Below are 14,999 nucleotides of genomic sequence, written 5' to 3' on the forward strand. Positions count from 1 at the left end.
CCCGTACCGGACTCGGGAAACCCTTGGCGGGTGGCCGGTGAACCCACCTCGGGTGCTGGTCACCCTGGATGAGCTCCGGCGGGTTCTGGTGACCCATACGGAGGAACCGCTTGCGGAGCCGTACCCGCTGACTCTTCCCGACATAGGGGATTTTTCGGGAGGCGGGGAGATTGAGGATGTGCGGGAGTACGGCAACACACTGTTCCGGGCACTGCTCGGCCCGGTCTGGGAGAAGATCGTCACGCTCCCGGCCGTATCGGCCGCCAAAGGGGTGGAGATCGCCCTCAAGCTGCACGGCCCGGTGCGGCGGCTCGCCTGGGAGGCGATGCACCTGGACGGGCGGCCGCTGATCGCCCAGCCGGAGTGCCTGGTCGCGGTCACCCGGATCGTCACCGGACGGGCGGAGCCGCCGCAGACCATCGTGCGGACGCCCCGGGTGCTCTTCGCCACCGGAAGCGACGTCACCGATCCGGCGATCCGGCCCGGCGCGATGTTCCTCGGGCTGCTCCGCGAATGCGAGTCGCAGGGCCTGGCCGCCACCCGGATCGCCCCAGGCGTCAACCTTCACCAACTGCGGGAGGTATGCGAGGCGTTCATGCCCGACCTGATCCATCTCGTCGCCCACGGCGAACTCGACGACGACGACCAGACCTGGATCAGGCTGGGCGGCGAGACGGTCAGCGGGAACCAGCTCGCCCGCGCGATCACCTCGGGGACGCGTACCCCGGTCGCGGTGCTGCTCAGCGTCTGCCACAGCGGGACCGCCGCCTCCGGCCGCACCGGCGACACCGTGACGACGGGCGGCCCGGACCGCACGGCCTCCCTCGCCGAGCACCTGATCGACAGCGGAGTCTCCTTCGTCGCCGCGATGGCCGGGGAGATCGGCGAGCACACCTGCCGGCTGTTCTCCCGGAGGTTCCTCGGCGCCCTGCTCACCGGGGACGCGGTCGCCGAAGCGGTGGCACACGCCCGCCGCGCCGCGCTGCCCACCCAGGTCGACCCGGCCACCGGCCTCTACTGGGCGATGCCCACGCTCTTCGCCGCCGAGGCCGTCCCACCCGCGTTCCGGACCGTCGACCCCTCCCACGCGCAGGCACTCCGGGAGAAGGCCAAACAGCTCGACCTGCTGCAGGCCCCCGTCTACATCGGGCGACTACAGATCTTCGAAACGGTGGACGAGCTCGCCGGGCCAAGAGGTGGGATCGGCTTTCTGGCCGCGACGACCGGCAGTGACTTCGCCAAGCTGGGGAGCACCCGGCTGCTTCGTGAAATCGGATACCGTCTGCTCCAGCGCGGGCATCTGCCGCTGCTGCTCGCGCCGTACAACGAAGGCAACGCGCCGCAGAACCTACGCCAGGTCGTCGCCAAGCTCCTCACCACCATGATCATCACTGCGCAACGGCTGGGACTGCCCCCCGAACCACCCCGCACCGTGAATCGGGAACTCCGCCTCGGCAGACCGCCCGCCGCGAGCGTGTGGCAGGGACTCAAACAAGCCGTCGCAGAGTTCGGGGGATCCGAAACCACTCTCACCCAGATCGATGTGCAGGACCCGCTCGCCGAGGACCTCGTACGGCTGGCGCAGGCCGCCGAAGAGCAGCTGGGCAAGCCGTTCGGCCCGCACACCCAGGCCGTCGTCCTCGCTGAAGGGCTCCACCTCTGGCACGGCGCCCTCGGCTGGACCGAGCGGAACCCGGGCCTGCTCGACCTCGTCACCCCCAACGGCCTCGGCACCCCTGAGCGGCCCGCTCCGCTCATCGCCACCGCCGCGCTCCTGCAAGCCACACCGCTCCACGCCTACCAGGAGGAGCACGCGGGAAAAGACTGGTTCCGGCAGGTGTCCTTCGAACCGCTCTCCGACGACGAGGCAACCCTCGGCTACCAGTGGATCCTGCTGCACGCCTGGCACACAAAACCCCGCTACCGGAACGCCTACTGGCTCCGCCCGGGCTACGAACTCGACATCTTCCGCAACCACATCCGCAAACGGGTCGGCGGCCACCCCGGCCACGTCCTCACCAAGCTCTACGACCTGGTCGAACTCCTCGTCGACAACAGGGACATCCTGCTCCACGACGACGAGGCGGCCTGGCGTCTCTATGCGAAACGCCACGGTCTAGGGCAGGACACCTCTGGACAGCGCAGGCCTGGGGAGCACAACCTTGGACAGTAAGGGTGTCGGACCGCACAGCCGGGAACAGCACGACATGAGCCGAGGGCATCACGCGCAGCACAAGGACCGGGGCTCGCGCCGGTCCCGGCTCGCCGCCACCCAGGTCACGGGGTGACGCCGATGAACTCACGCCTCGACCTCGACGCCGAGCTGGAGCTGCGTGCGCGCGTCAGAAGGACCAGGCTGTTCAGCGGATTCCCCCTGGAGACGCTGATCCGGCTCGTCCTCCTGCCCGAGTGGACGACGGCGCTCGCCCGCCACTTCGAACTCACCGCCCCCGGCGACCTTCCCGATCTGCTCCGCCGTCTCGTCGACGGCGAACTGGTGGAGACCAGCCCGATCCTCACCCCGGACGGCGAGGAGGACACCTCGTTCTGGGTGCACACCTCGATGCGCACCGAGATCGGGGAGTTCATCCGGCTCACGGCGCACCCGCACACCGTGAACACCACGCTGCTGGACATGTATCGGCGGGCCAAAGCGCAACCCGACCTGGCGAACTGGCGCCACGCGGTCAACGTCCATCTCAGTGACCAGTCGGGGGCGAGCCTCCTCAAAGCGGTCACCCCGCTCATCGAGTCGGGCCGGATCCCCGAGGCGGCGAGACAGGTCGCGGTGGCCAGGATGCTCGGCGACGTCCTCCGGGGGCCGCTGCCCTCGGCCGCCCGCCGGGCCCAGTGGCGGGTCAACCGGGCGATGCGCGAAGCCGAGGACGCCCGGTTCCTGCGGCACTACCTGCCCCGCGCGACGGCGCGGCGCGCCCTGAACGAGCTGTTTCCCGTGATCCGCGTGGGGATCCCCGGAGAATCCTCGGATTTCATCCACACCCCGCAGCCGACGACGGCGCCATCATCGAACAGATGGGCGCTTCATCTGCTCGGTGGCGGCGGCGCGGGCAAGACGATGGTCGTCCGGCACCTCTCCTCCGGTGCCTACGCCCGGGAGCGCGGGCTCGCCCCGTTCCCGGTGGCCCGGATCGACTTCGACCACATGGACCCCCGCTACCCGGACGAGCGGCCCGGCGAGATGCTGCTCGCCCTCGCCGAAGAGCTCCTGGGCTTCGGGACGACCCGGAGTATGGAGCACAGCTATCTCCGTTTCACCGACACCGTCGACCACCTCCACGAAGAACTGTCCCGCGCCGAGCACCTGACCGACCGGATCGGTTCACTCACCTATGAGATGATCGCGGGCTTCGCCCGTTTCGTCAGCGCGCTACCCCCGCCGGTCACACTGGTCCTGGACACCTGTGAGGAACTGGCCAAGCTCTACCCGGTCGGCGCGGACGCCCCGGCGATCGACAAGACGTTCCACATCCTGGAAACGCTGCACGAGCTGGTGCCTTCACTCAGAGTCGTGTTCGCGGGACGCCGCCGTCTCGTCCCCACCTCCGACCCGGGCGACTCCGCCGGGCCGCTGCTGCGCCCCCGGCCGTACCTGCGGGTCGTCCCCTTCGGCGGCTTCACCGCCGAGGAAGCCCACGACTACCTGACCGCGCGGGCGCCCACCCCCGCACTCCGGCCCGCGCTCCTCGACCGGTCCCGGGACGGCGAACTCCACAACCCGTTCGAACTCGCCGCCTACACCGAATGGGCGCTCAGCGAACCCGACCTCGACCCGGACGCGCTCCGGAACGCGCCCCGCGACCCCTACATCGAACGCCGGATCGTCGCCCGGCTCGACGACCCGCAGCTCACCCGCTCCCTCGCCGTCGCCGCCGAACTCGGCCGGTTCGACCGGAACCTCATCGCGCCCGCTTTGAGACGCCTCCGGCTCGACCCCGACCACGTCTTCGACGGCCTCGCCACCCAGGAATGGGTCAGAGTCGTCGAACTGCGTACGGACGGCCGGCCCCGCGTCATCGAACTCGACGAAAACCTCGGTACCCGGCTCCGCGCCTTCACCCGCGCCGACCCCGACCGCTTCCCCCTCAACCCGGCCCTGCTCGGCGAAGACGCCGTCCAAGTGATCGACGGCACCCGCATGCTCCGCGACGTGCCGACCGCGACCGTCGTCACCGCCGTCCGACTCCTCCCCGTCGAAACAGCCGGAACCTTCTGGAAACGCCTGGAAGAGCGGATCATCGCCGAAGACGCCTGGGCCTGGGCCGCACACATCGCCGTACGGGCCGCCGCCGAAGAACAACAGCGCGCACCCGGCCCCGCGAACACCGCACCGGCCGAACGGGAACCCTCGGCTTCGCACCTCCCCGCCGCCCCAGCTGTAGGACCTGCCTCAGGGCAGGCACACCCGGAGGGGACGGCCGGCGCCGGCCCGGCTGATTCGGCCCCACCCGGGGAACACCACCGTGATTTCGCCGCGCGGACGGGGCCGGAGATACCTCTGTTTCACGTCACTCCCCAGGCCGGCGTTGACGACGAATCACTTCCGGCCCCCGAGGCCGACTCGGCTTCGCAGGCCACGGACTCGGGATCGCAGACGCACTCGATCCTGGCGGCGATCCTCGCCACGCAGGCCGCCGCGCGGATCCACACCGAAGCCGCCGGGGTTCTCCAGGTCTGGCAGGAGGTGGCTCGGCACGCCTCCCGCCACCCCGATCCGGTGGAGGCGACGGCCCTCGCCGACCGGGCGTTCCTCGGCCGGGCGGCCGCAGGCGAGGATGTCCCCCTTGACGAGCACCTGGTGGAGATCGTGGCACGCGGTGCGGCGCCCGCCGGGTCGATCGTGGCGGCGGTCGACGGCTGGATCTCCCACGGCGACGGGCGGCGGCTCCCCGAAGAGGCGTTGGCCACCCTCCTGGAACGACGGCGGAGAACCGAGGGGATCTCCAGGCCGACCTCCCGTCAGCCAAGCGGCCTTCTCCTCAGACATCAAACACGCGGCATCGAAAGAATCGCCGTCGCCCCGGACTCCACGTGGCTCGCCGCCACCGGTATGCGGCGCGTCACCCACCTCTGGAACATCGACGGCAGTCATCGGGCCGCACTCAGCCAAGAGGAACCCATCACCAGGCTCGCCATCGCCCCCGACGGCGGCTGGCTCGCCACCACCGACGGCCGGAACGTTCGGCTCTGGCTCGGCGACGGGAGCCGGGGTGCCACCCTCCAAGGTTCTTCCGGGCAGATCATCAAGATCGCCATTGCCCCGGACTCCACCTGGCTCGCCACCACCGACAACCAGGGAGAGGTCCGGCTGTTCGGTTCGGACGGGAGCCTCAGGCAGGTGGTCACCCACCACACCGGGCCGGTCAAGAAGATCGCCATCGCCCCGGACGGAACCTGGCTGGCCACCGGCGACGAGACCACCGTCCACCTGTGGAACGCGGACGGTACCGCGCGAGCCACGCTCGCCGGTCACGACAGGTGGCTGCGGAGAGTCGTCATCTCACCCGACGGAAGCTGGCTCGCCACCTCCGACGAACTCACCGTCCGCCTCTACGAGAACAGCGGCAGATTACGGACGACCTTCCTCGGACGCCTCAAAAGAGGCGCGGTCGCCCCCGACGGCACCTGGCTGGCCGTCACCGGCGAGGACAACCTCACCCGCCTCTGGAACAGCGACGGCAGCCCCCGAGCCGTCCTCGAAAGCGGCCGGGTCACCGGGATCGCCATCGCCCCCGACGGCACCTGGCTCGCCACCACCGGCCCCGACCGTACCGCGCGACTCTGGGAGAGCGACGGCACGCTGAGAACCACCCTCCCCGTACGGGTCCACAAACTCGCCATCTCACCCGACGGCACCTGGCTCGCCACGAGCCACAAGGACCAGGCGGCCCGCCTCTGGTTCCCCAGCGGTGCCTCCAAAGCCACCCTCAGCGGACACCACAACCCCATCGACGTGATCGCCATCGCTCCCGACGCCACCTGGCTCGCCACCACCGGCGAGGACGAGGAGATCCGCCTCTGGCGGTCCGACCTCGACGACATGACGATCACGGTGCTGACACAGCGATCGATAGCCGCACTCCAGCACGGGGACCACATGGAGGCCGCGAAACTCGCCGACGACGCCGCGAAGCTCTCGTTGATCGACCTCCCCTCGACAAAGTGGGCGGATTGGCGACCCTCCCGGCCGTTCATCAGCCGCTCGCAGACGACGCAGCTGTTCGTCTCCCTGGTGTCGGGAACACCGACCCCCGAGTTCGCTCCCATTCTGTTTCCAGCGCCAGGTGAGCCCGGCGCCTCAGCGCAAACGCCACTGCTCCACTCCCTGCGACTCCGCGTCGACAAAGGCCATCAAGCGGTGTCCGCTGAGGAGCTACGCCGGGTGGAACAAGCCGATCGTCATCCACTCGACCGGGGGTCGGCGACCTGGTTGTCCCAATGGATCCGGCCGCTGGTCGTCGAACTCGCGGAAGCATGGCACCTCGCCGGAAACCCCCAGCGCGCCGCAGACCTGCTGACCCGCCGGATCGAGGAGGCCGTGGCCGCCGGAGACGACCCGACCACGGTGGAGCAGTGCCAGCTCGCGCTCCTTCGGCTCTGCCGCCGGGAACGAAACCTCGCTCTCTTCCCCGAAGCGAGGTCGCTCGCCACCACCGGGACACCGATGGTCCGCGCCGAAGCCTGGCTCGCACTCACCCTTGTCAAAGGGGATCGACCCGAATCACCTGAGGAGGCGGGGAGCTGGAGCGGCTGGTGGCGTTGCCAGGATTCCGCATCGCTCCTGGAGACCCTCTGGCTACCCCCGGTCTCCCCTGAGCCGGGAATTCCAGCCGAGCTCACAGCCGAACTTGTAGCGGAGCTTCTTGAGCTGGACACCGGAGACCACGCGATCCCACGCGGTTTCGTCCTCTCGTCCGAGGGACCGAACCTTGAAGCAGCCCGCTCCCTCGACGCCATCGCCCTGCAGTGGAACCCGTTCCGTCCAGGCCCGAACCCGTTGCGAGACGGCACTCCCGGTGGCCAAGGCAGAGAATTGCTGGATCGAGCGGACGCCGACATGCTTCGCCACCTGTTCCGGGCCCTGCGAATGCTGAACGAGGCGATTCCCCTGCTGAAGCAGGCACAGGACCGGACGTCCGAGCTTCAGGCCGGAATCCTCTCCGGACTGATCGCCATGCGAATCAGCCGTCCGGGGGGCTCTTCCCAGCTCGCCGCATCCCGGCTCGTTCAGTACTCCCGGTATGCCGACGACGCGACGTTCCCCGACGGATCAGGTTGGCAAGAGCGTGCCGCAAAGCTCAGGGGGCTGATCCATGACCCCCTGCAGGTCATCGAGGGCGATCTTTCACCCGAACTGAGGGCCGACACGTGGTCGACCGTGAAGGCCGAGCATCGAGAGGGCTCCTCCAATGCCGGTTCAGCGGTATCGCCGGGGATCCCCATCAGCCAACACGATCCGTACGCGACCACGTGGCGGTTCCCATCCGCTGAGTCGGGAACCATACCTTCCCGCAGCGACCGGAGGCCCCAAGCCCGCCCACCGGTCGGAAACCCGACCGTGGAGTCAGGGAGCCCACAGCCACGATCAGAGATCCGGCATCCTCCTGCCACTCCGGCGGATCAGCCAGGCCCACCAAGGGAGACGGTGACCGGCGGGTTCGAATGGCCCTTCGACTCCCGTCCGCCCATCGGGGAAACCCGTTTCAGCAGCCCTGCGGTGGACTTCGGTCCCCCGGTCGGTAGGTCCACGGGAAACCAGGTGAGAGATGACTCCCCGAGTGACCTCCGAATCATCGCCAACTGGATCCGTGGCCTCTTCAGCCCTCGGGTCATCGCGTGGTGCCTCACCGGTTTGGCTCTCGGGATCGCGCTCGCCAGCACAGTGCTGCTCCTCACGGTGGGACCTCTGACCACCACCGAGGTCTCCACCGACGGCGAATCCGTCGGCATCGGCCCGAGCTGGTATCTCACGTGGATCGCGCTGCTCGCCGGCGCTGTTCCCGGCGGCTACCTCCTGGTCCACTCCCCGATCTGGAGCCGTATCCTGGCGAGGTTCACCCGCGCCGTGACGGTCGAGGTGCACCGCCATACGAGCAGCCAGGTGTCGCTGGTCTTCGCGAGCCGGGGTGGCGCCTCGGAATGGGGCCCTGACTGGTCCGGTCGGCTGGCCCGACTGCTGCCACCGCTGCCGTCACCGCTCGACGAGACGATGTCACCTCTCCGGGCTGCGTCGACGAGGCTGGTGCGTTTCCTCGTCTCACGTCTGCGCATGTCGCCACGGTTTCTGGCCGAGTCCACACTTGGCGACCTACAGGCCGCCGGTCGCCTGCCTGCCGAGGTTCCCGCCGTCCGGACGGTCCGGCTTCGGCTACCCCCAGACCAGGAGGGACAGCCCTGGGAGATCTGGCTGAGTGCGCTCAACGACCACAAAGACGTTCCCTGGGCGCCCGGTGTCTTCCGCGACACCCAGGACCGAGGCCACCCGCTCCACGGCGGGATCTGGCCTTCGATCTGGCCGCTCCGGCGACGGTCGGACGAGCCGACCCGCGAACGGATCACGTCCACCCACATCGACTTCACGACGCTGGGCCCGCCACGTTGGCGTGCCGCACACCTCATCGCCACACCGGTCAACACGTCGGCGGGCTGGCGGCTCCGCGTCGACCTGGAGACCGGGTCGGGTTCCAAGGCCAGAATGAACGAGCTGGTCAGCGCACGGGAGTTGGAGCCACAGCGTCAGGCGTTGATCATCCTCCAGGCGCAGCCCGTCGACGGCCCACCCCAGCGTCTGGACGAACAACGCGCCGGGTTCATCGGCTTCGCCCGGAATCTCATGGAGTACGGCGCGGGCGCGGTCATCGTCATCCCCCCGCTGCCCGACCGGCTCGGTGTGAAGGCGGCCCTACTCGTCTACCGGCACGCCGTCGCCGAGCGCCGAGCACCCCGCCCCAATCGCCTGCTCCGCACCCAGGCCATGGTGCGAACCCTGATCGAAAACGCTACGACCGATCTCGGTGGCACCGACACCAACGCCTATGACGTGCTCCTTCTCCTCAGAACCACCTCACACTTCCCCCTCGGAACCCGCTCGCGCACCATTGGCTTGGACTACTGATCGATCAGCCGCCGGTCTTGCCGCAATCCGCGATATCCGTACAGCTCCGCTGGCTCCCTACGCCGTATTCGGCTGACCACGCCGCCGCCCGGAATCCACGATGATCGTTGTCGTGTACGCACCCACCGGCGGTCACACACCACAACGATCACGCGATCCCCGACCCCGCCGACCCCAAACCCCGACCTAAGTCCGTACCGCATCCCACTCACGCCAAAGCAGGTCGTTCTGACCACACCGCCGCCCGGAATCCACGATGATCGTTGTCGTGTACGCACCCACCGGCGGTCACACACCACAACGATCACGCGGTTCCCGACCCCGAGGAGACTCCGATGTGGCAGCGGGTCAGCAGCTGGTTTCACGCGCAGGCCGAGCATGTGCATGTGGAGTTCCTGCCGGAGGCGGGGAGTGAGCCGCTGGCGCCGTACGAGGGATATCTTCGGGTTTTCCTGGCGGAAGGATTCCTTGCCGATGCGCGGACCTGGGGGAACGACCACTATCCGGCGTTGCACGGTGGGGTGAGGTTGAACTTCCTGGGCGCCGAGCCGTCGACGTTCACCCGGGCGAGCAGGCCGGTGCTGAGTGCGGCAGGGGTCCGGCTGGACGAGCCGCTCACCCCGCTGCTGCCGTTCAACGGGGGGACGGTGACTCTGCAGGCGGTGCTGTACCAGGCGACGAGCCGGGGGCCGCTCAGCTCGGCGTTGATCGTCGCCACCCGGCTGGCCGGACTGGTCGGCTCGCCGTTGAGTACGGCGGCGGGGATCGCCGGGAAGGTGTCCGAGGCGCTGGACATCGTGCTGGAAGCCACCGGTGACCAGCCGCTGCTCGGGGTGGATTGGACGATGGTCTCGGCCGGGGGCGGGGGCAACCCGGTACGTTCCGGGCATCTGGTGGTGCTGAAGGCTCCGCAGCCACCTGGTCCGCTCTCGATCGAAGGGGGTCGGCTGCTCGCGGGCGGGGAACCGATGACCGGGGTCGACTATCTGGTGCTGCGGGTGGAGTGCCGCGCCGACCGCGACGACTGGCGTTCCCCGGAGCTGAAGGCGCTGCTGGACCGGGCACAGGAGGAGGCGGTCTACCAATCGTGGGAGCGGTTCCACGACCACCGGAACAGCGCGATCGTGCTGATCCTCAACTCCCCCGACCTCACACCGGTGGACCGCAAACGCCTGGCGAAGGCCGTCGCCACCGAGCTGGACGCCCTGAAGACCGAAGGCGCGACCGGCCACGAGATGCCGTCCCTGGAAGAGATCGCCGCCACCCGGCTCCCCTCCCCCGACGACCCGGACCTGCACGACCTCCGCCTCGCCGACCTCCTCGCCTTCTGACCCGACCCGGGAACGCCGTTCTGCATCCAAGTCGTCGCTCAGCACAACAAGCGAGGGTCGTTGAGAGGCTTACGTAAGGCGCAAAGATCTATGCGACTTACGCAAATTCAGGAAGCGGTGATGCCGGGGCGGTATTTGGGGACGCGCATGCTGACCTTGGTGCCGGCGCCGAGGGCGGTCTCCACGACGAGCCCGTACTCGTCGCCGTAGACCTGGCGGAGGCGTTCGTCGACGTTGGCCAGGCCGATGCCGGCGCCGGGCAGGTCGATTCCGGCCAGGACCCGGCGGAGTCGTTCGGGGTCCATGCCGACGCCGTCGTCCTCGACGCTGATCAGACAGTCCGAGCCGGCGTCCTCGGCGAGGATGGAGATCCGCCCCGTGCCTGATTTGTCCTCCAAGCCGTGCCGGACGCCGTTCTCCACGAGCGGCTGGAGACAGAGGAACGGTACGGCGACCGCGAGGACCTCGGGGGCGATGCGCAGGGTGACCTGGAGCTGGTCGCCGAAACGGGCGCGCTCCAGCACGAGATAATGGTCGATGGAGCGAAGTTCTTCGGCAAGTGTCGTGAAATGTCCGTGTTTACGGAACGAATAGCGCGTGAAGTCGGCGAATTCCAGGAGGAGTTCCCGGGCGCGTTCCGGGTCGGTACGGACAAACGAGGCGATCGTGGTCAGCGAGTTGTAGATGAAGTGCGGAGAGATCTGTGCCCGCAGCGCCCGTACCTCGGCTTCCATCAGCAACGTGCGGGACCGGTCGAGTTCGGCCAGCTCCAGCTGGGAGTCGACCCAGCTCGCGACCTCCCGTGCGGCCCGGACCAGGGCTGCGGAGGCGTGGGTTCCGTACGCGGCGAGGGTGCCGACGACCCGGCTCTCGGTGGTGAGGGGGACGACGACCGCGTATCCGACCTGGCAGGAGGGGTCGTCGCAGAGGTCGGCGAGGACCTGGGTCCGCCCGCCCGCCATGGTCTGCGCGGCGTGCTCCACCGCGACCGGGGCGTGGTGTTCGCCGGCCCCGTCCCAGGCGAGCAGGCGTTCCCCGTCGGTGACGGCGAGCGCGGTGGAGCCGAGCAGGACCCGCAGATGCCCGGCCGCCCGCTGCGCCCCCTGCTCGGTGAGTCCGGCCCGCAGGTGCTGGGCGGCGAGCGAGGCGGTGTGCAGGGTCTCGAAGGTCGCCCGGTCGGCCGGGCTGCCCAGATCCCGATGGCCGCGCAGGACCCGCCAGAGGACGACGGCCGGAACCCCGGCGAGCACGGCGATGATGAGCACCGCGACCACGGCTTCCATGGGGCACACGCTAACGGCCCCCGTACCGGCCGGCATCCGCCTCGGACAATCTTTCGGAGCGGCCCTGCCCGCCCCCGGCGGTATATCACGCCGTTCCACTCGGCCGGGTCAAACCCTCTGAAGATCAATTTGACTGGAGTGTCGCTTTAGTGGAGCCGGGACATCACGGATACAGCACGGCCGTCGGCCGCCATGGTCATCGAGTGCCCCACCCGGGTAACCTCTGCGAACGGGAGGACGGCACCCGCACACCGGGGCGCCACGATGTCCCGCGGACCGCGCTGACCAGCAAGGACCCGGTTCCCGGGAAATTCGTTCCACCGAACGGCACAGAGATTCTTCACACGTTTTCTTTACGGAAATTGACTCATATACGTCGAACATTCCCAGTGCTAGGGCAACCCTGGACAAGGAATGGCTAATCACGATGTACTACATGACTAATTCACTTGTTGTGAATCGGCCTGAATGTCCTACCCATTCCGTGTGGAAAGGCGGGACAATCGACTAGGGGACGACACACGGCGATGCAAGTAAGCGGGCGGTGAGCGAAGAATGAGCACGGTCGTCCTCGACAACGTGACCAAGATCTACCCGGGCGGACACCTGGCCGTCGACCGACTGAGCCTGCGGGCTGGAGACGGCGAACTGCTCGTGCTCCTCGGGCCGTCGGGGTGCGGCAAGTCGACCCTCCTGCGGATGATCGCCGGGCTCGAGGAGATCACCTCGGGCGAACTCCGGCTCGGCGGCCGGGTCGCCAACGACATCCCGCCCCGCGACCGGGACGTGGCGATGGTGTTCCAGAGCGGTGCGCTCTACCCGCACCGCTCGGTGCGCAAGAACATCGCCTTCCCCCTGGAGATCGCCGGGCACGAACCGACCGGGATCCGCAACCGGGTCGGCGAGATGGCCCGCGCGCTCGGCATCCACGAGACGCTGGACCGGCTCCCCAACACGTTGTCGGGCGGCCAGCGGCAGCGGGTGGCGATGGGCCGGGCGATCGTGCGCGAGCCGTCGCTGTTCCTCATGGACGAGCCGCTGTCCAACCTCGACGCCGGGATGCGGACCGAGCTGCGGATGGAGATCGCCGCGCTGGTCCGCTCGCTTGAGGTGACCACGATCTACGTCACGCACGACCAGGTCGAGGCGCTCACGCTCGCCGACCGGATCGCCATCATGAACAACGGAACGCTGCAGGACGTCGGCACCCCCACCCAGGTGTACAACGACCCGGCCACCGCGTTCGTGGCCGCGTTCCTCAGCTCCCAGCAGCTCAACCTGCTCTCCGCCGTGGTGCGGACGCCGCAGAACGCGCACATCGAGCTCGACTTCGGCAGCCACAAGATCATGATTCCCTGGAGCGATCCCCGCGCGTACGTCCTCTCCCAGCACCACGGGCGGCCGATCATCGTGGGGATCAGGCCGGACGGGCTCCAGCCGGTCACCGGGGGCCCGGTGCACGGCCCGATCTTCTCCGGCCGGGTGCGGACCCTGGAGTACCACGGTCACGAGTGGATGGCGTACGTGGACGCGGGGATGCCCGCGGCCGCCGTACCCGAGCCCCAGCAGCGCTTCGTCCGCCCGGCGCAGAACGGCTCCGGCGGCGCGGGCAAGCAGATCCGCAAGCTCTTCTCCCGCCTGACCCCGACGCCCGCCGCCCCGCCGGACCCCGTTTCCCCGCCGTCGCACTCGGGCTCGCACCGGCGGGCCGACCTCTTCGTCCGGCTCGGATCCCGGCAGATGTGGAGCCCGGGACAGGACGTCCAGGTCACCCTGGACATGTCGCGGCTGCTCCTCTTCGGTGAGGACGGACAGCGGGTCGACCCCCCGAAGCGCTGACAGCCCGGCATTCCACACATCACCGACTATCCCGATATTCTCGGCAGCCGGATCGGACACCCTCAGGAGTCGCCGTGCCGCTGCAGATGACCGGAGCCCCCGGTGACCACGCCCTCCTTCAGCTGCCCTGGGAAGTCCCGCTTGAGGAGTGGCCGGAGAACCGGCTCGTCCCCCTTCCCCGGGGCATCTCCCGGCACGTCGTGCGCTTCGCCCGGATCTCCGGCCGGATTTACGCGATCAAGGAGGTGGGCGAGCGCCTCGCCCGGCACGAGTACCGGATGCTGCGCGACCTGAGCCGCCACGACGTGCCCGCGGTCGAGGCCGTCGCCGTCGTCACCGGACGGACCGACGCCTCCGGCGAACCGCTGGACTCGGCGCTCATCACCGAGCACCTGCAGTTCTCCCTGCCCTACCGCGCGGTCTTCTCCGGCACGCTCCGCCCCGACACGATGACCCGGCTGCTCGACGCGCTCGCCGTCCTGCTGGTCCGCCTGCACCTCGCCGGTTTCTACTGGGGGGACTGCTCGCTCTCCAACACCCTCTTCCGCCGGGACGCCGGCGCCTTCGCCGCCTACCTGGTCGACGCCGAGACCGGGGAGCTCCACCCCCTCATCAGCGAGGGGCAGCGGGCCCACGACATCGACGTGGCGCACGTCAACATCTTCGGCGAGCTCCTCGACCTGCAGGCCGGGGAGCTCCTGCACCCCTCGGTCGACCCGATGGAGACCGCCGAGGAGATCTGCCGCCGCTACCACGCCCTCTGGGCCGAGCTCACCCAGGCCGACGTCGTCGACGAGCTCGAATGGCATCAGATCGACGCGCGGATCCGGCGCCTCAACGACCTCGGCTTCGACGTCGCCGAGATGCTCATCCGGCGCAAGGTGGGCACCGGGCGGCTGCTGGTCCGGCCCAAGGTCGTCGACGCCGGGCACCACCAGCGGCGGCTGCTCCGGCTCACCGGGCTCGACGTCGAGGAGAACCAGGCCCGCCGGCTCCTCAACGAGCTGGACGCCTACCGCGCGGCGAACCGGCTCCGGCACGAGAACGAGGAGATCGTCGCCCACCGCTGGCTCGCCGAGGTCTTCCAGCCGACCGTGCAGGCGGTGCCGCCTCCGCTCCGCGGCAAACTGGAGCCGGCCCAGCTCTTCCACGAGATCCTCGACCACCGCTGGTTCCAGTCCGAGGCCGCGGGCACCGACATCGGCCTGGAGAAGGCCACCCGTTCGTACATCGACCGCGTCCTCATCCACAAACCGGATGAGCGGTCCCTCCTCGCCCCGGAGCTCGAAGCCTGACCACGGCTCCGGTACGGCCGGCTCTCCACCAGCCGGCCGTTTGGTTCAAGACCGGGATCCGGTACGGCCGCCGCACGCCGTCGCGCCGAAGGCGGGTAGGGCACACCGTCGCCGTACG

The 14,999-nt window shown here is 69.1% G+C and carries 6 protein-coding genes; 5 read left to right on the forward strand and 1 reads right to left on the reverse strand.

From position 1 onward, the window contains the following. Window positions 1-37: 37 nt before the first annotated feature. The 3 genes from RUR_RS02685 to RUR_RS02695 all read left to right on the forward strand — a co-directional run bounded on the left by RUR_RS02685 (window position 38) and on the right by RUR_RS02695 (window position 10,464). Window positions 38-2,173: a CHAT domain-containing protein gene (locus RUR_RS02685; protein ID WP_283133226.1), complete on the forward strand. Its 2,136-nt coding sequence runs from the start codon at window positions 38-40 to the stop codon at window positions 2,171-2,173. A 120-nt stretch (window positions 2,174-2,293) separates the two neighbouring features. Continuing rightward, entirely contained in the window at window positions 2,294-9,133 is a 6,840-nt protein-coding gene (locus RUR_RS02690) for a hypothetical protein (RefSeq protein WP_283133227.1), read from the forward strand. A gap of 335 nt (window positions 9,134-9,468) precedes the next feature. Continuing rightward, window positions 9,469-10,464 (forward strand): hypothetical protein, encoded by a 996-nt coding sequence (locus RUR_RS02695; RefSeq protein WP_283133228.1) that lies wholly within the window; start codon window positions 9,469-9,471, stop codon window positions 10,462-10,464. Window positions 10,465-10,571: 107 nt separating this feature from the next. Here the strand turns inward: RUR_RS02695 and RUR_RS02700 are convergent, their stop codons facing one another. Beyond that, a complete protein-coding gene (locus RUR_RS02700) occupies window positions 10,572-11,747 on the reverse strand; it encodes a sensor histidine kinase (RefSeq protein WP_283133229.1) in 1,176 nt (391 codons plus the stop codon). A 555-nt stretch (window positions 11,748-12,302) separates the two neighbouring features. Between RUR_RS02700 and RUR_RS02705 the strand changes: the two genes are divergently transcribed. Further along, complete coding sequence (locus tag RUR_RS02705) at window positions 12,303-13,586, forward strand: ABC transporter ATP-binding protein (protein ID WP_283133230.1); 1,284 nt, start codon at window positions 12,303-12,305, stop codon at window positions 13,584-13,586. A gap of 74 nt (window positions 13,587-13,660) precedes the next feature. Further along, the gene (locus RUR_RS02710) at window positions 13,661-14,881 is read left to right on the forward strand and encodes a DUF4032 domain-containing protein (RefSeq protein WP_283133231.1); all 1,221 of its coding nucleotides are present in this window, start codon (window positions 13,661-13,663) and stop codon (window positions 14,879-14,881) included. Window positions 14,882-14,999: the final 118 nt, after the last annotated feature.

The organism is Rhizohabitans arisaemae, from assembly GCF_025996515.1.
GTDB lineage: Bacteria > Actinomycetota > Actinomycetes > Streptosporangiales > Streptosporangiaceae > Rhizohabitans > Rhizohabitans arisaemae.

Excerpts from the sequence above, each read along its gene's own strand:
- RUR_RS02690 (WP_283133227.1), top strand. The coding sequence starts at position 2,294 with ATGAACTCACGCCTCGACCTCGACGCCGAGCTGGAGCTGCGTGCGCGC.
- RUR_RS02695 (WP_283133228.1), top strand. The coding sequence starts at position 9,469 with ATGTGGCAGCGGGTCAGCAGCTGGTTTCACGCGCAGGCCGAGCATGTG.
- RUR_RS02700 (WP_283133229.1), bottom strand. The coding sequence starts at position 11,747 with ATGGAAGCCGTGGTCGCGGTGCTCATCATCGCCGTGCTCGCCGGGGTT.
- RUR_RS02705 (WP_283133230.1), top strand. The coding sequence starts at position 12,303 with ATGAGCACGGTCGTCCTCGACAACGTGACCAAGATCTACCCGGGCGGA.